At 65.6% G+C, this 16,042-nt stretch carries 16 protein-coding genes; 14 read left to right on the top strand and 2 right to left on the bottom strand.

Annotated features, from left to right (window positions below; all coding sequences use genetic code 11):
* Positions 1 to 9: 9 nt before the first annotated feature.
* Positions 10 to 1,077: a substrate-binding domain-containing protein gene (locus A5788_RS13960; protein ID WP_064864632.1), complete on the top strand. Its 1,068-nt coding sequence runs from the start codon at positions 10 to 12 to the stop codon at positions 1,075 to 1,077.
* A 25-nt stretch (positions 1,078 to 1,102) separates the two neighbouring features.
* Here the strand turns inward: A5788_RS13960 and A5788_RS13955 are convergent, their stop codons facing one another.
* Complete coding sequence (locus tag A5788_RS13955) at positions 1,103 to 2,167, bottom strand: AAA family ATPase (protein ID WP_049698342.1); 1,065 nt, start codon at positions 2,165 to 2,167, stop codon at positions 1,103 to 1,105.
* A 244-nt stretch (positions 2,168 to 2,411) separates the two neighbouring features.
* On the opposite strand from A5788_RS13955, the gene A5788_RS13950 reads away from it, so the two are divergent.
* Positions 2,412 to 3,449 (top strand): aliphatic amidase, encoded by a 1,038-nt coding sequence (locus A5788_RS13950; RefSeq protein WP_064864634.1) that lies wholly within the window; start codon positions 2,412 to 2,414, stop codon positions 3,447 to 3,449.
* 26 nt (positions 3,450 to 3,475) lie between these two features.
* On the opposite strand, the gene A5788_RS13945 is transcribed toward A5788_RS13950, so the two are convergent.
* Positions 3,476 to 3,952 carry a type II toxin-antitoxin system VapB family antitoxin gene (locus A5788_RS13945; protein ID WP_049698340.1) on the bottom strand — a complete coding sequence of 159 codons (477 nt, stop codon included), beginning with the start codon at positions 3,950 to 3,952 and terminating at the stop codon, positions 3,476 to 3,478.
* Between the two features lie 243 nt (positions 3,953 to 4,195).
* Between A5788_RS13945 and hrcA the strand changes: the two genes are divergently transcribed.
* From hrcA to A5788_RS13885, 12 genes are all read left to right on the top strand, one after another.
* Positions 4,196 to 5,230 carry a heat-inducible transcriptional repressor HrcA gene (hrcA, locus tag A5788_RS13940; RefSeq protein ID WP_049698605.1) on the top strand — a complete coding sequence of 345 codons (1,035 nt, stop codon included), beginning with the start codon at positions 4,196 to 4,198 and terminating at the stop codon, positions 5,228 to 5,230.
* A 164-nt stretch (positions 5,231 to 5,394) separates the two neighbouring features.
* Complete coding sequence (gene dnaJ, locus A5788_RS13935; RefSeq protein WP_049698339.1) at positions 5,395 to 6,540, top strand: molecular chaperone DnaJ; 1,146 nt, start codon at positions 5,395 to 5,397, stop codon at positions 6,538 to 6,540.
* A 55-nt stretch (positions 6,541 to 6,595) separates the two neighbouring features.
* Positions 6,596 to 7,345, top strand: a complete 750-nt coding sequence (locus A5788_RS13930) for a 16S rRNA (uracil(1498)-N(3))-methyltransferase (RefSeq protein ID WP_049698338.1) — start codon at positions 6,596 to 6,598, stop codon at positions 7,343 to 7,345.
* On the top strand, positions 7,333 to 8,127 hold the full coding sequence (locus A5788_RS13925; RefSeq protein WP_156525526.1) for an alpha/beta hydrolase family protein: 795 nt from the start codon (positions 7,333 to 7,335) through the stop codon (positions 8,125 to 8,127). Before A5788_RS13930 ends, A5788_RS13925 begins: the two co-directional genes overlap by 13 nt.
* A 156-nt stretch (positions 8,128 to 8,283) precedes the next feature.
* Positions 8,284 to 9,378: a PhoH family protein gene (locus A5788_RS13920; RefSeq protein WP_049698603.1), complete on the top strand. Its 1,095-nt coding sequence runs from the start codon at positions 8,284 to 8,286 to the stop codon at positions 9,376 to 9,378.
* Positions 9,375 to 9,968 (top strand): rRNA maturation RNase YbeY, encoded by a 594-nt coding sequence (ybeY, locus tag A5788_RS13915; RefSeq protein WP_049698337.1) that lies wholly within the window; start codon positions 9,375 to 9,377, stop codon positions 9,966 to 9,968. The genes A5788_RS13920 and ybeY overlap by 4 nt, the downstream gene beginning before the upstream one ends.
* Before the next feature lie 2 nt (positions 9,969 to 9,970).
* A complete protein-coding gene (locus A5788_RS13910; RefSeq protein WP_197494614.1) occupies positions 9,971 to 11,446 on the top strand; it encodes a hemolysin family protein in 1,476 nt (491 codons plus the stop codon).
* A complete protein-coding gene (locus A5788_RS13905; protein ID WP_064864638.1) occupies positions 11,443 to 11,778 on the top strand; it encodes a hypothetical protein in 336 nt (111 codons plus the stop codon). The genes A5788_RS13910 and A5788_RS13905 overlap by 4 nt, the downstream gene beginning before the upstream one ends.
* The gene (gene era / locus A5788_RS13900) at positions 11,775 to 12,689 is read left to right on the top strand and encodes a GTPase Era (protein WP_064864640.1); all 915 of its coding nucleotides are present in this window, start codon (positions 11,775 to 11,777) and stop codon (positions 12,687 to 12,689) included. Before A5788_RS13905 ends, era begins: the two co-directional genes overlap by 4 nt.
* 27 nt (positions 12,690 to 12,716) lie before the next feature.
* Positions 12,717 to 14,381: a YhgE/Pip domain-containing protein gene (locus A5788_RS13895; RefSeq protein ID WP_064864642.1), complete on the top strand. Its 1,665-nt coding sequence runs from the start codon at positions 12,717 to 12,719 to the stop codon at positions 14,379 to 14,381.
* A gap of 48 nt (positions 14,382 to 14,429) precedes the next feature.
* Positions 14,430 to 15,236 carry a DNA repair protein RecO gene (gene recO / locus A5788_RS13890; RefSeq protein WP_064864644.1) on the top strand — a complete coding sequence of 269 codons (807 nt, stop codon included), beginning with the start codon at positions 14,430 to 14,432 and terminating at the stop codon, positions 15,234 to 15,236.
* Complete coding sequence (locus A5788_RS13885) at positions 15,202 to 16,038, top strand: isoprenyl transferase (protein ID WP_064864646.1); 837 nt, start codon at positions 15,202 to 15,204, stop codon at positions 16,036 to 16,038. The genes recO and A5788_RS13885 overlap by 35 nt, the downstream gene beginning before the upstream one ends.
* Positions 16,039 to 16,042 lie beyond the last annotated feature (4 nt).

Raw genomic sequence — 16,042 nt, 5'->3', positions numbered from 1 at the left:
GGGAGTCCAATGACCCATCGCGAGTTGCCGATACGCATCGCCTATGTGGTCCCCGTCCAGGGATCCGCGGGCATCTTCGGGCCGTCGTGTGAGGCCTGCGGTGATCTCGCCGTCGCCGAATTGAGCTGCGGCGGAGGAGTTCTGGGCCGTGAAATCGAACTCGTGATCGTCGATGGGGGTCGACGTCCCGCAGTCGTCGCGCAGGAGGTGGCGACTCTGTGGCGAGCAGGTGCGATCGACGCCGTCGTCGGCTGGCACATCTCCGCGGTGCGCAAGGAGATCCTCCGGTACGTCGGCGGCGAGTTGCCCTACGTGTATGCGGCACTGCATGAAGGCGAGTTTCGCACACCGGGTCTGTTCATGACCGGCGAGTCGCCGGGCGCACAGGTATTGCCGGCACTCGACTGGTTGCGCCGCCAATTCGGAGCGCACACGTGGTGCGTCGTCGGCAACGACTACGTGTGGCCGAGGCAGATCGCGGCGCGCGCCGAGGCGCACCTGGCCGGTGCGGGCATGTCGCACCTGGGATCGACCTTCACGCCGCTGGGTACGTCGGACTTCACCGAGACACTCGACTGGCTGGAGGTGCATGGTCCCGACGCGGTGCTCGTACTGCTGATCGGCGACGACGCCGTCCGGTTCGGCCGCGCGTTCGCCCGTCGCGGCCTCGACGAGATCAGTCTGCGATTCAGTCCTATTCTCGAGGAGAACCAGGTACTCGGCATGGGGGCGTCGGCGACTGCCAACATGTACTCTGCCGCAGGCTATTTCGATTCGCTCGCCACCACGTCGACGCTCGACTTCGGTGCCCGCTACCACCGATTCCACGGTGTCGACGCGCCGATGCTCAACAGCATTGGTCAGTCCTGCTACGAGGCGATCAACGTGCTCGGCGAAATCGCAACGCGCGCCGGCACGCTCGCGGTTCCGGCGCTCGAGGCCGCGGCTCGCGGTGCGACGATCGACGGCTCGCGCGGTGCCCTGCGGCTCGGCGCCGGTCATACGGATCAGGACGTCTACGTGGCCGCGGCGCGTCATCTCGACCTCGACGTGCTCGAACGTATCCACGTTGCGTGATTCCCGCGTTGTCGTCTCTGCATCGTCATTGCTGCGACGTGACGATCGAGCCGCCACGAACCGTACTGCTCATCGAGAGTGGGCCGTCGGCGTCGTGATGAACGATGACCTGCGCGACCGACGCGTGCAGTTCACGTCGGATGACGCGCTTGAGATTGCGCGCGCCGTACACCCTGTCGAAGCCGTGCGCGAGCAGGTAGCGGCGCACGGAATCATCTGCTGCCCAAGTGATTCCGCGGTCGCCGAGCGTCTCGGTCAGTCGCCGCAGCTCGAGGTCGACGATGGCTCCCGCGTTGTCTTCGTCGAGCGGGGTGAACCGGACGATCTCGTCGAATCGGTTGTAGAGCTCGGGATCGAAGAACTCCTCGACGGCTCGATCGACGAGCTCACCGTCGGAGTGCGTCGTGTCGGGAGACCGGCCGACGCCGGACAGGAAACGTCGCAATGTCGAGGGATTCTGGGTGCGGGTCTTCGCTGCGAGTTCCGCGGATCCGAGATTGGACGTCAGCAGCACCACGCTGTTGCGAAAGCTGATGCTCGACGTGCCCGCGGTCAATCGCAGTGTGCCGCTGTCGAGTATCTGCAGTAGCGAGCGCAACACGGTGGTGTGCGCTTTCTCGACCTCGTCGAACAGCACGATGCCCGGTCGGGAGATGTTGCCCTCCACCAGCTCTCGGTCGAAGAGCGTGAAACCCTCCTTGGCGCCCGCGTATCCGGGCGGTGCGCCGGACAGCGACGCGGCGTAGTGCTCCTGGGCAAGCGAATTCATGTCGATGCGGCACAGTCGGTCCGGATCGCCCGCTATCTCGGCGGCGAGTCGGCGGGCGAGCTCTGTCTTCCCGACTCCCGTCGGTCCGACGAAGAGCAGGGAGGCGATGGGCCGGTGGGGATCCCGGATTCCCGCGGCGGCGATCGTCAATCCACGGACGACGGCGTCGATGGCGTGATCCTGGCCGATGATCGCGGCTCGCAGCGACGCCGAGAGTTGCTCGGGCGACGACGCTCGGCCCATGCGGAACGATCGCGCGCGTCCCGCGGTGAGGTGACCGGAGTTGAGGTCGTCGACCTTCTGCGACAGGTATCCCGACACTGTTGGTCCCTTCGTCGTTCGTCGCTTCGCTCGGTCTCGTAGATCCACACCTACTTTCGAATGAAAGCAGATGTGCGGGCGTCGTGCAGTGTGTTGCTGTCGAAGACAGCCCACAACTGTTGTGGGTAACCATCTTCGAACATCGACGCAATCCGACGGTAATGCCCTGCCTCCTACTCTGGCGGTGATAGTACTTCCAAGTGGAAGAGAAAAGTCGAAGCCCACGAGGCTGGAGGAGGCAACAATGCGGCACGGAGACATCTCATCGAGTCCGGACACTGTCGGCGTCGCGGTGGTGAACTACAAGATGCCGCGCCTACACACGAAGGCCGAGGTTCTCGAGAACGCACACAAGATCGCCGACATGGTGGTCGGGATGAAGACCGGCCTCCCGGGCATGGATCTCGTTGTTTTCCCGGAGTATTCGACGATGGGCATCATGTACGACAACGAGGAGATGTACGCGACGGCCGCGAGCATCCCGGGCGACGAGACCGACATCTTCGCCAAGGCGTGTCGTGATGCAAAGACCTGGGGTGTCTTCTCGATCACCGGTGAGCGCCACGAAGACCACCCGAACAAGCCGCCGTACAACACCCTCGTCCTGATCAATGACGAGGGTGAGATCGTGCAGAAGTATCGAAAGATCTTGCCGTGGACGCCCATCGAGGGCTGGTACCCCGGTGGTCAGACGTATGTGACCGACGGTCCCAAGGGCATGAAGATCTCGTTGATCATCTGCGACGACGGCAACTACCCGGAGATCTGGCGCGATTGCGCGATGAAGGGTGCGGAACTCATCGTGCGTCCGCAGGGATACATGTACCCCGCCAAGGACCAGCAGGTGCTCATGGCGAAGGCGATGGCGTGGGCGAACAACTGCTACGTCGCCGTCGCGAACGCCACCGGATGGGACGGCGTCTACACCTACTTCGGTCACAGCTCGATCATCGGATTCGACGGTCGAACACTCGGCGAGTGCGGCGAGGAGGACTACGGCATCCAGTTCGCGCAACTGTCACTGTCGACCATCCGGGATGCCCGCAAATACGACCAGTCGCAGAATCACCTCTTCAAACTTCTCCATCGCGGCTACACCGGTGTGCTCGCCGGTGGTGACGGCGACAAGGGGGTTGCCGATTGCCCGTTCGACTTCTACAAGAACTGGGTCAACGATGCGGAGGCAACGCAGGCGGCCGTCGAGGCGATCACCCGCGACACGATCGGAGTCGCCGAGTGTCCCGTCTACGACCTGCCGACCGAGAAGACGATGGAGGTGTGAGGGCGGGTAGGTAGGGGAGCGTCGGATCAGGGTCGGCGTGGCGGCGTCGACCAGCCCGTGCCGCGGGTCGGTCGACGATGCGCGCCGCCCTGGCCGGAGGGGCTTCGAGGTGGCTCGACCGGTCGGGTCGGACGGCTCGACGTCGTCGGAATCTCGGCGGTGTCGTCGAGTTGTTCCTCGAGGGGTAGAGCGCCCGGTGAGAGGTCATAGGCGTCGAGGTCGAGTAGCCGTGCGTGGATGATGTGCCGGTTCCGGAGCGCCGAACGCACCGCGCGGTGCAGGCCGTCCTCGAGATAGAGGTCGCCCTGCCAGCGCACGACATGGGAGAACAGGTCGCCGTAGAACGTCGAGTCCTCGCTGAGGAGTTTGTCGAGAGCCAGCACTGTGGTGACGGTGACGAGTTCGTCGAGTCGTAGCTGACGAGGAGGGATCTTGGCCCACCCGCGGACCGACAATCCGTGGTCGGGGTAGGGCTTCCCCTCCCGCACACCCTTGAAAATCATCCCGACGCTCTCACTGTCTTTCTCTTTCGAGTCGTCCCGGCTCCTGAGCAGTCCGGGCCGGCTCACGGCGACTTACGCCCGCGCGATGGCCCCGATTCGTCGTCGGCCGTCGCTTAGGATGGAGTCTGCGAACTGGATTGACCAGACTGTATGTGCCTGAGTTTATTGCCCAGAGCTCATTTGCCCAGAGCTCATTTGCCCTGAAGCTTATTGCACAGTAGGCCCCGAGGAGGTGTGGCGGACGTGTCGGCGACCGACGATCGGCGGTTCGAGGTGCTGCGTGCCATCGTGACCGACTACGTGGACACGCAGGAACCCATCGGTTCCAAGGCCTTGGTCGAACGACACCATCTCGGTGTGTCGAGTGCGACGGTCCGAAACGACATGGCCGTGCTCGAGGCGGAGGGCTACATCGCGCAGCCGCACACCAGCTCCGGTCGTGTTCCCACCGACAAGGGCTACCGGATGTTCGTCGACCGGATCAGCGAGGTCAAGCCGCTGTCGGCGGCGGAACGTCGGGCCATCCTGTCCGTTCTCGACCGCGGCGTCGACCTCGACGACGTGCTGCGGAGGTCTGTGCGCCTGCTCGCACAGTTGACCAGGCAGGTCGCGGTCATCCAATATCCCGTGCTGTCGACGGCGACGGTCCGCCACCTCGAGGTGGTCACGTTGTCGCCGTCGCGTCTGCTGCTGGTGGTCATCACCGATACCGGTCGCGTCGAGCAGCGGATGGTGGCGCTCGGTGCCGACCGTTCCGAGGACGACATCTCACGGCTGCGTGACATGTTCTCGGCGGCACTCCACGGCAAGCGTCTCGAGGAGGCGTCCGCAGCAGTCGCCGAACTCGCCAACGAGGCCCCCGGCGATATTCGCGACGAGGTCATCCGGCTCGCGACCGTCCTGGTCGAGACCCTCGTCGAACGCGGCGTCGACCGTCTTGTGCTCGGCGGAACGTCGAATCTGGCGCGCTCTGCCGCTGATTTTGCTCCGATGAACGGCGGCATGGACACGGTGCTCGAAGCGCTCGAGGAGCAGGTGGTCGTGCTCAAGTTGTTGGCGACGACACAGCGGATGGGCCGCGTCACCGTGCAGATCGGCGAGGAGACGCAAACCGAGAACCTCCGTGGAACCTCGGTGGTCTCCACAGGGTACGGTGCATCGGGAACGATATTCGGCAGCGTTGGCGTGGTTGGCCCGACCCGCATGGACTACCCGGGAACAATCGCCTCGGTGGCGGCCGTTGCGAAGTATGTGGGAGAGGTCCTCGCCGAGCGCTGATCGGCGCGACGCGCAGCGAACCATCCCGTCACATTCCCGGCACCGAGCCGGACTGCCCAGTCCCGGCGCATGCTGGGAATCGACCCCCGGCGCATGCTGGGAATCGAGACCGTACATAGCGGGGCCGGATAGACCGGCCCGGACACAGAGGACCGGACGACAGCGTGGCAACTGACTACTACGGAGTTCTTGGCGTGGCGAAGGGTGCCAGCGACCAGGAGATCAAGCGGGCATATCGCAAGAAGGCCCGAGAACTGCATCCCGACGTGAACCCCAACGAGGAGGAGCGCTTCAAAGAGGTCACCACCGCCTACGAGGTGCTCAGTGACCCGGAGAAGCGTCGAATCGTCGACGCGGGCGGTGATCCGTTGGCTGGGCCCGGCGCCGGTGGATTCGCAGGAGGCTTCGGTGGAGGCGGCCTCGGCGACGTCTTCGAGGCGTTCTTCGGTGGGGGCGGTGGCTTCGGCGGAAGTCGCGGACCCAAGGGACGCGTGCAGCCCGGCGAACCGGCCCTCGTATCGGTGGAACTGACACTCGAAGAGTGCGCGTCCGGTGTCAACAAAGAGATCACCGTCGACACGGCCATCCTCTGCGACGTCTGCCAAGGTTCGGGCACCAATGGCGACTCCAAGCCCGTCACGTGCGACACCTGTAGGGGTGCGGGCGAGATCCAGGCCGTGCAGCGCTCGATCCTCGGCCAGGTCATGACCGTCCGCGAATGCCCGACCTGCCACGGCACGGGCGAGGTCATCCCGGATCCGTGTCACAAGTGCGGCGGCGACGGCCGCGTGCGTTCGCGACGCACCATGACGGTGCGCATCCCCGCGGGTATCGAGAGCGGTATGCGGGTCCGCCTGGCAGGCCAGGGCGAGGTCGGCATGGGTGGTGGACCCGCAGGCGACCTGTATGTCGAGGTCTCCGAGCGTCCGCACGACGTCTTCATCCGCGACAAGGACGATCTGCACTGCACGCTGCGGGTGCCGATGGCCGACGCCGCGCTCGGTGCTGAGTTCACGGTTGCATCGATCCTCGGCGACGACATCACCGTCGCCATCGAGCCGGGTACTCAGCCCGGCCAGGTGGTCAAGGTTCGCGGGCAGGGTATGCCCCATGTGAACAGCGGTGTGCGCGGCACCTTGCACGTGCACCTCGACGTGCATGTACCGACCAAGCTCGACGCCGGACAGTCGGCGGCGCTTTCAGCGTATCGCGAGACGTCGGGGGAGCAGATCGATCTGGTCACCACCACTGCCGCCGCGGCGCCCGGCGGTCTGTTCTCGCGGCTTCGTAACGCCTTCGCCGGACGCTGACAGGTCACAGCGGAGTGGCGCGACGAGTGGATCGTGAGCTGAAGGGTCGACGTCGGTGAGTCCTCCGCTGTTCTGGGTCGACGAGGTGCCTCGCGTGGGCGGTGAGGTCGTGCTCGCCGGTAGCGAGGGGCGGCACGCCGTGACCGTCACCCGCCTCGGAGTCGGCGAGCAACTTCTCGTCGGTGATGGCCGGGGTTCTGTCGCCGACTGCGCAGTCGAGGCGATCCGCTCGAAGGACACGCTCGTCGCGCGCGCTCACGGATACACCTTCATCGACCGTCCGCGCCCGACCGTCACGGTCATCCAGGCGCTTCCGAAAGCCGAGCGTTCGGAGCTCGCCGTCGACCTTGCGACGGAGGCGGGTGCGGATCGCATCGTGCCCTGGCAGTCCGCGCGGTGCGTCGCGCGATGGACTGGCAAGGCGGACAAGGGAATTGCGAAGTGGAAGGCTGCGGCGTCCGCGGCGGCAAAGCAGAGTCGACGCCCGTGGATCCCCGACATCGGCGACCTCGCGACGACGATGGATGTGCGCGCGATCTGCGCGGGCGTCGCCGCAGACGGTGGTGTGGTCGCGGTGCTGCACGAGGACGGCGCAGTGCCGCTGCGGTCGCTACCGCTGGCAGGTGCCTCCGAGATCGCCCTCGTGGTGGGGCCGGAAGGTGGACTCGACGACGCCGAGATCGCCGATCTGACGGCGCTGGGGGCGACCTCGGTGGTCCTGGGTCCCGAGGTACTGCGGACGTCGGCCGCCGCCGCCGTCGCGCTCGGAGCGATCGGCGTTCTCACCGATAGGTGGGAGCGGTGAAGCGGTGCGCGGTACACCGCACGAAGATCGCGTACGGACCCGAGCCGTCGCAGTTCGGTCACCTCTACCACGTCGCAAGCGCCGACGACCGTCCGGACCGGATGCGCCCGGTAGTGCTCGTGCACGGCGGCTACTGGACAACCGAGTTCAGCCTGACCATCGAATCGGCGATCGCGCGGCAGTACGCCGAGCGGGGCGCCCTGGTGTGGAACGTCGAGTATCGACGTATCGGTGAAGCGGGTGCCGGGTGGCCCGCGACGGGAACCGACGTCCGCTCCGCGATCGAGGCGCTCGATACCGAGATTCCCGACGCACTCGAACCCGACCTGCGGGCGTGCGTCGACTGGACCGACGTGGCCGTCGTCGGACACTCCGCAGGTGGGCAACTCGCGCTCTGGTCGGTGGCGCAGCTCGGAGCGAAGACAGCGTCGACGTCCATCACCACGGTCGTCGCGCAGGCATCGGCACTGGATCTCGTGGGTGCCGGTCGTGCCGCGCGACCCTCCGTCGAGGGGTTGATGGGAGGCCCGTACGACGCCATGCCAGAGCGCTACCGGCAGGCGTCGCCGATCGAACAGGAGCCGTTCGACGCACACGTCGTCGCCATTCACGGCACCCTCGACACCGCGATCCCCGTCGACGTCAGCAGGCATTACGTCGAAACAGTCTGTGCGCGAGGGCAATCCGCGGAGCTCATCGTGGTGCCCGACGAGGGGCACGATGCCTTCGTCGATCCGCGAAGCGTGTGTAACCGGCAGACACTGCGCGTTCTCGGGATCTGAGTGCCGGGGGCGGTGTGGCGTGGCACCACGGTGCCCGGAATATTGCCTGCTGATCGGCCGTTGTGGCGCGATAGACTCGTATCGGACACGGATTCGATCCGAATCCGAGTGCACGCATAGAGCCCAAAGCCCCAGACACCAGGAGTGATTGCATACGTGAGTGACGGCACCCCCGACGTGAACGCGCCGAGCAGCGGAACATCAGGGGGCAGACCTGTGGTCACCTCCAACGTGGAAATCTCTCCCGAGGTGGTCTTTGGCCTGCTCGGGGCAAGTGACATCAACCTGCGCACCCTCGAGAAGCTGCTCCCCGCCGATATCCATGTTCGCGGCAACCAGGTGACGCTCAGCGGTCAGCAGGCCGACGTCGCGGCGTCGGAAAGAGTTGTGGCCGAACTGGTCGACCTGGTGGGACGCGGAACTCCGCTCACCCCTGATCTCGTGCGGCACAGCGTGTCGATGTTGAGCGAAGGGTCGTCGGAGTCGCCGGCAGAGGTGCTGTCGCTCGACATCATCTCCCGCCGCGGAAAGACGATCCGGCCCAAGACGCTCAACCAGAAGAAGTACGTCGACGCCATCGACAACAACACCATTGTGTTCGGGCTCGGACCAGCGGGAACCGGCAAGACGTACCTCGCGATGGCCAAGGCGGTCCAGGCGCTGCAGGGCAAAGCGGTCAACCGCATCATCCTCACGCGCCCGGCAGTCGAGGCAGGGGAGCGGCTCGGCTTCCTTCCGGGAACGCTCAGCGAGAAGATCGACCCGTACCTGCGGCCGCTGTACGACGCTCTGCACGACATGATCGACCCGGAGTCGATACCGAAGCTCATGGCGGCGGGCGTCATCGAGGTCGCGCCGCTGGCGTACATGCGTGGGCGCACGTTGAACGACGCCTTCATCATTCTCGACGAGGCGCAGAACACGACCAGCGAGCAGATGAAGATGTTCCTGACCCGTCTCGGGTTCGGGTCGAAGGTCGTCGTCACCGGCGACGTCACGCAGGTCGACCTGCCCGGCGGAGCGCAGAGCGGCCTCAACGCCGCGACGCGCATTCTCGAGGGCATCGACGACATCCACTTCTCGCATCTGAACAGCTCCGATGTCGTGCGTCATCGCCTGGTGGCCGACATCGTCGATGCATACGGTCGCGACGACGAGGCACACCGTTCGTCGGGTCGGTTGCGTGACGCCGGGGCCCAGGGTGGCAATCGTGCGGCTCGACGCGCCGCGGGACAGGGACGACGCTCATGAGTATCGAACTCGCCAACGAGTCGGGCGTCGAGGCCCCGGCGGAACTGATCATCGGCGCCGCGCGGTTCGCCGTGGGGGCGATGGATGTCAATCCGGCAGCCGAGCTCTCGCTGCTTCTCGTCGACGAGGACACGATGGCCGACATGCACGTCCAGTGGATGGACCTGCCCGGCCCGACCGACGTCATGAGCTTCCCGATGGACGAACTCGTACCCGGCGGCCGCCCCGACGCCGCGGAACCCGGTCCGGCGATCCTCGGGGACATCGTGATCTGCCCCGCATTCGCGAAGCGTCAAGCCAAGGAGGCACGACGCTCCTTCGACCATGAACTCGCGATGCTCACGATCCACGGTGTCCTGCACCTCCTCGGCTACGACCACGCCGAGCCGGAGGAGGAAAAGGAGATGTTCGGGCTGCAGAACAGCATCCTCGAAGAGTTCTACGCCGAACGTCACCGCGTCGCGCAGGTGCAGCGACAGTCCGATCGTGACACCAAGCTGTTGACCAACATCGGCTTCTCCGACGTCGCGTCGGTCGACGCGGCTCCCGACGCCCCCGACTCGGGTCAGACCCCGGCCAAGGACACGTGACCTTGTCGCAAGACATCTGGTTCCTCATCGTCGCTCTGGTACTGCTCGCTTTCGCAGGCGTGTTCGCCGCGGTCGACACCGCGGTGTCGACGGTGTCGATCGCTCGTGTCGAAGACATGGTCAAAGAGCAGCGTGCCGGTGCGCGCAGGCTCGTGTCGGTGTTGGATGCGCGCGCCACCTACGTCGGGCTCGCCGTGTTCCTTCGCGTCGCCTGCGAGACCGCAGCGGTCGCACTCGCCGCTGTCGCGGCCGTCGATGCGCTCGGGGTCGGCTGGGGGCTCGTCGTCACGATCGCGGGCATGACCGTGCTCTCCTACATCGCGGCGGGGGTCGGGCCTCGCACGCTGGGCAGGCAACACGCCTACAGCGTCGCGCTGGCCTCGGCGGTGTTCCTGCAGGCCCTCGGTGTGCTGCTGACACCGGTCACCCGACTTCTCATCCTCATCGGCAACGCGTTGACCCCCGGACGCGGTTACCGCAACGGCCCGTTCGCCACCGAGGTCGAGTTGCGGGAGGTCGTCGACCTCGCGGAGGCAAGCGGTGTGGTCGCGGCAGATGAGCGCCGGATGATCCAATCCGTGTTCGACCTCGGAGACACCAACGCCCGCGAGGTGATGGTCCCGCGCACCGAGATGATCTGGATCGAAGACGACAAGACCGTCGCGCAGGCGCTGAATCTGGCACTGCGGTCCGGGCATTCGCGCATACCCGTGATCGGTGAGAATCCCGACGACGTGCTCGGCGTCGTCTACCTCAAAGATCTCGCGTCGACGTTGAATGCGGGAGAACCGATCACAGTCATCCGGGTGCGAGATCTCATGCGTCCGGCCGAGTTCATGCCCGACTCGAAGCCACTGGACAAGGTCCTCGCCGACATGCAGCGCACCCGCAACCACATGGCGCTCCTTGTCGACGAGTACGGGGGCATCGCAGGCCTGGTCACCATCGAGGACGTACTCGAGGAGATCGTGGGTGAGATCACCGACGAGTACGACACCGACGAGGTCGCTCCGATCGAGGATCTGGGTGATGGCCGCGTTCGGGTGTCGGCACGGCTGCCCGTCGAGGATCTCGGCGAACTCTTCGACATCGAGATCGACGACGACGAGGTGGAAACCGTCGGTGGACTCGTCGGGCTGGAGTTGGGCCGCGTGCCGCTGCCAGGTGCAGACGTCGAATCGCACGGACTGCGGCTTGTCGCAGAGGGAGGCCCCAATCAGCAAGGGCGCCAACGTATCACCACTGTGTTGGTGACCAAGTTGGAATCTGCCGATGATGACGACGCAGACGCCACGTCGCGGGATGACGACGATGTACGGCGTGATCGACGACGCGGTGACGCCCGCGCGGATTCCGACGCGGGCGCGCTGCGCCGAGTGCGTGACGCCGACACCGACACCGATGGGGAATACTCTGAGCGGAACGGCTCGGACCGCGGCACGTCGGTTCACGCACGCAACGGCAAGGATCACAGGTGACCCAGACACTCGACGACGAGGACAACAAACTCGTCGTGCTCGCCCGGGGAGCGCGCGCCCGCGCGGAGACCGCATCGGGGGCGGCAGTTCGCGACGGTGACGGGCGTACCTACGCCGGGGCAGACGTCGAGACGCGCTCGCTGCGGTTGACGGGTCTTCAGGTCGCGCTCGCGACAGCGCTCGGCAGCGGTGCAGGCGAGTTCGAGGCAGCCGTCGTCGTCGGCGGCCGGGCCGACGATCCCGGCCTGGCGACCCTGCACGAGATCAGCCCGTCGGCGCCTCTGATCGTCGCCGACGGAAGCGGCGCCGTCGTCGATCGCGTCGACTCATGAGCGACGAGTTCCGCTCAGGATTCGTCTGTTTCGTCGGCAGGCCCAACACGGGAAAGTCGACGCTCACGAACGCCCTCGTCGGCGAGAAGATCGCGATCACGTCGAATCGTCCTCAGACCACACGGCACACCATTCGTGGAATCGTGAACCGGCCGGACGCTCAGCTGATCATCGTCGACACCCCCGGTCTGCACCGACCGCGCACACTCCTCGGGCAACGACTCAACGATCTCGTCCGCGACACCTACTCAGAGGTCGATGTCATCGGGATCTGCATCCCGGCCGACGAGGCGATCGGTCCCGGTGACCGGTGGATCGTGTCGCAGGTGCGACAGATGGCACCCAAGACGACGGTTCTCGGCGTCGTGACAAAGATCGACCGTGTCACAACCGACAAGGTCGCGGCCCAACTGCTCGCACTGAGCAACCTGCTCGGCAGCGAGTCCGAGGTGGTTCCGGTGTCGGCGACCAGCGGCGCGCAGCTCGACGTACTCACAGACGTCCTCGTCTCGCTGATGGAACCGGGCCCCGCGTTCTACCCCGACGGCGAGCTGACCGACGAACCCGAGCAGGTCCTGATGGCGGAGTTCATCCGCGAGGCCGCGCTCGAGGGTGTGCACGACGAGTTGCCGCATTCGCTGGCGGTCGTGATCGAGGAGGTCATCCCGCGCGAGGACCGACGCCCCGATCAGGCACCGATGGTCGACGTCCACGCGATTCTCTACGTGGAGCGCGACAGTCAGAAGGGCATCATCATCGGACACAAGGGTTCGCGTCTCAAGCAGGTGGGTACCACTGCTCGGGCGCAGATCGAGAACCTGCTCGGCGTGAAGGTCTACCTGGATCTGCACGTGAAAGTGGCAAAGGACTGGCAGCGAGACCCCAAACAGCTGGGACGAATGGGCTTCTGACGGCCGATCTCTTCAGGAGGTACGACGGTGGGCAAGCACGAGGGATCGGACGAATCGGCACCAGCCGACGCGGTCGATTCGACGCAAGACGGTCACGATCAAGACGGTCACGATCACGACAGTCACGACAACGACGGTCACAGCACGGAGACTCTCACCGACGAGAGTGGGTCCGCGCAGACCGGCGCTGACGGATACCCGCACGAGGAGCAGGCGGTCAGCACGATCTCAGAGGTGCTGGGTGCGCCCAAGTTCTGGGTCCTACCGGTGTTGCTCGTCGTCGTCATCATGTCGTTCATGGCGGCGTTGTACATGGGCGCTATCGCCGATCCGGAACGCAATCTGCACGACTTCCCGATCGCATTGGCCAACCAGGACAACGGTGGCGAGGTTCCCAACGCCGACGGCGGGACGGACAAGCAGAACTACGGCGACCAGATCGCCAAGGGCATCATCGACGAGGCGGCGAAGAGTGGGATCGCGGTGCACAAGACCGACCGCACCACCGCGCTGAACGAGTTGAACACGGGCAAGGTCTACGGCGTCGTGATCATCAGCCCGAACTTCACCAATCGGGCTGTGGCACTTGGCCAATCGGCGGTGCTGCAGGCCAAGCCCGAGAAGCTGCCGATCGACATCTACATCAATCGTGGCTCGGGAACGTTCGCCTCAGCCATCACGACACAGTTCTCCGAACGCGTGTCGACGCAGGTCAACAAGCAGGTGGGTGACCAACTCACGCAGTCGGTGAGTGAACAACTCGCGAAGGCCAACGTGCCATTCAGTGGTGCGGCTCAGCTTGCTCTCTCGCAGCCGGTGGACGTGCGGACCGTCGAACCCAATCCGCTGCCCGAGGGCTCCGGGAACGGCTTGTCGGCCTTCTACTACACACTTCTGTTGATTCTCGCCGGCTTCACCGGTGCGATGATGGTGAGCATCGTGGTTGACGCCGCGCTCGGCCAGACGCCCATCGAGTTCGGCCCGTTCTACCAACTGCGTCTGCGACTGCCGATCTCGCGCTGGGGAACTCTCGCCGCCAAGTGGACGATCATGTTGCTGATCGCGTTCATCCAGTCGGCGCTGTATGTCGGGGTGTGTACGGCGGTGGGGACCTCGTTACCGAATGCGTTTGTGTTGTGGACGTATTCGGTGTTGGTGATCTTCGCCGTCGGTGTGTCGGCGGCGTCGGCGATGGCCGTCTTCGGAAACCCGGGTCTGATCCTGAATCTGGTGTTCTTCGTGATTCTCGGCCTGCCGTCGTCGGGCGGCACCGTGCCGTTGGAGGCCAGCCCGCGATTGTTCGCCTGGATCGCGTCGTTCGAGCCGATGCATCTGGTGTACCTCGGGATTCGGTCGATCCTGTACTTCGATGCCGACTGGGATGCGGGCCTCGGCCGTGCCGTGATCCAGACGATCGTCGGGCTCATCGTGGGCGGACTGCTGGGCTGGGTGGGAACCAAGTACTACGACCACAAGGGCTGGCATCGCTTCCCCGGTGGCATGCGGCTCTCGCCGCGGATGGCCAAGATCTTCGACGGCGGTAGCGGCAGTCTCCCGACGATCACCACGCCGGCACCACAGCATGTGGCCGGGGTCGCGGGCGCCAGCGTGCGCAAGCGCGAGGCGTCGACCGGTACTCACGTCGGTGCCCACGAGCGCGAACCGGACGACTCCGGAAGTGGCAGCGGTTAGCGGCATGTCTCGACGGACCATGTCGGTGCCCGATGGAACAATGGCAGGGTGAGGTTCTACCAGGATGAAGCGGTTGTGCTGCGTCAGCACAAGCTCGGCGAGGCCGACCGCATCATCACATTGCTGACCGCGGAGCACGGATTGGTGCGTGCGGTCGCCAAGGGTGTGCGTCGGACGAGGTCGAAGTTCGGTGCTCGGCTGGAACCGTTCGCTCACGTCGACATCCACCTCTATCCGGGACGCAACCTCGACGTCGTCACACAGGTTCATTCGATCCACGCGTTCGCCGATGCGATCGTCGCCGACTACGCCCGCTACACCACGGCGTGCGCCGTCCTCGAGACCGCGGAACGCCTTGCCGGTGAGGAACGTGCTCCCGCCCCACAGTTGCACCGGCTCACCGTCGGTGCCCTCGAGGCGCTGGCAGCTGATCGGCGCCCGGGCGGGCTGATCCTCGACGCCTTCCTGCTCAGGGCGATGCACTGTGCCGGCTGGATGCCCGCCTTGGATGTCTGTGCACGCTGCGCTTCGCCTGGCCCGCATCGGGCGTTCCACGTCGCTGCCGGCGGTGCGGTATGCCTGCACTGTCGTCCGCCGGGAGCCGCGACCCCGTCGCCCGGAGTCCTCGACCTCATGGACTCGCTGTACCGAGGGCAGTGGGAGCACACCACGGACGCGACCGAGTCGCTACGACGTCAAGCCAGCGAATTGGTCGCCGCGCATCTGCAATGGCATCTCGAGCGCCAATTGCGCACCCTGCCGCTCATCGAACGCGCAACCCCTCATAGTCTGGTTTCACCGAATGTGAGAGGAGCCGGCGATGGCGCTACGGTCGCGGTCCGCGGCTCGGGATGAACGGGCAAAGCAAGCCGCAGCACAGGAACGACGCGCGGTTCGTCCACCCGACCCGCATCCGAGCGGCGCCACACCACCCGCATTGCCCACCGAACTGATCCCTCGCCACGTCGCGCTCGTGATGGACGGCAACGGCCGGTGGGCCACCGAGCGCGGGCTGCCACGCACCGAGGGGCACAAGCGTGGCGAGGCGGTGCTCATGGACACCGTCTGTGGCTGCATCGAGATGGGCGTCACGTGGCTCTCGGCGTACGCGTTCTCGACGGAGAACTGGTCTCGCAGCCCCGACGAGGTCCGGTTCCTGATGGGCTTCAACCGCGACGTGATCCGTCGCCGTCGCGATGAGATGAACGAGATGGGCGTGCGCGTGCGCTGGGCCGGACGCCGACCACGCCTGTGGCGCAGCGTGATCAAAGAACTCGAGGTCGCGGAGGAACTGACCAAGGACAACACGGTCATGACCCTCACCATGTGTGTGAACTATGGTGGGCGGGCCGAAATCGCCGACGCGGCAAAGGAGATCGCTCGACGCGCCGCGGCGGGCGAGCTCGATCCCGAGCGGATCACCGAGGCGTCGTTCGCAAAGTATCTCGACGAGCCGGACATGCCCGATGTCGACCTGTTCCTGCGTCCGTCGGGGGAGCAGCGCATCTCGAACTTCCTGCTCTGGCAGTCGGCATACGCCGAGATGGTCTATCAGGAGAAGCTGTTTCCCGACTTCGATCGCCGCGACCTGTGGGCAGCGTGTGTCGAGTACGCATCACGCGACCGCCGCTTCGGCGGCGTGATGACGACGGAGTGAGCGT

The organism is Gordonia sp. 852002-50816_SCH5313054-c (genome assembly GCF_001665925.1).
Taxonomy (GTDB): Bacteria; Actinomycetota; Actinomycetes; order Mycobacteriales; family Mycobacteriaceae; genus Gordonia; species Gordonia jacobaea.
This window is presented reverse-complemented; position numbering and strand designations above follow the sequence as displayed.

Bases quoted from the DNA above. Each gene is read 5' to 3' on its own strand.
- A5788_RS13885 (WP_064864646.1), top strand. From the start codon at position 15,202: ATGGCGCTACGGTCGCGGTCCGCGGCTCGGGATGAACGGGCAAAGCAA.
- A5788_RS13950 (WP_064864634.1), top strand. From the start codon at position 2,412: ATGCGGCACGGAGACATCTCATCGAGTCCGGACACTGTCGGCGTCGCG.
- era (WP_064864640.1), top strand. From the start codon at position 11,775: ATGAGCGACGAGTTCCGCTCAGGATTCGTCTGTTTCGTCGGCAGGCCC.
- A5788_RS13945 (WP_049698340.1), bottom strand. From the start codon at position 3,952: ATGATTTTCAAGGGTGTGCGGGAGGGGAAGCCCTACCCCGACCACGGA.
- A5788_RS13960 (WP_064864632.1), top strand. From the start codon at position 10: ATGACCCATCGCGAGTTGCCGATACGCATCGCCTATGTGGTCCCCGTC.
- ybeY (WP_049698337.1), top strand. From the start codon at position 9,375: ATGAGTATCGAACTCGCCAACGAGTCGGGCGTCGAGGCCCCGGCGGAA.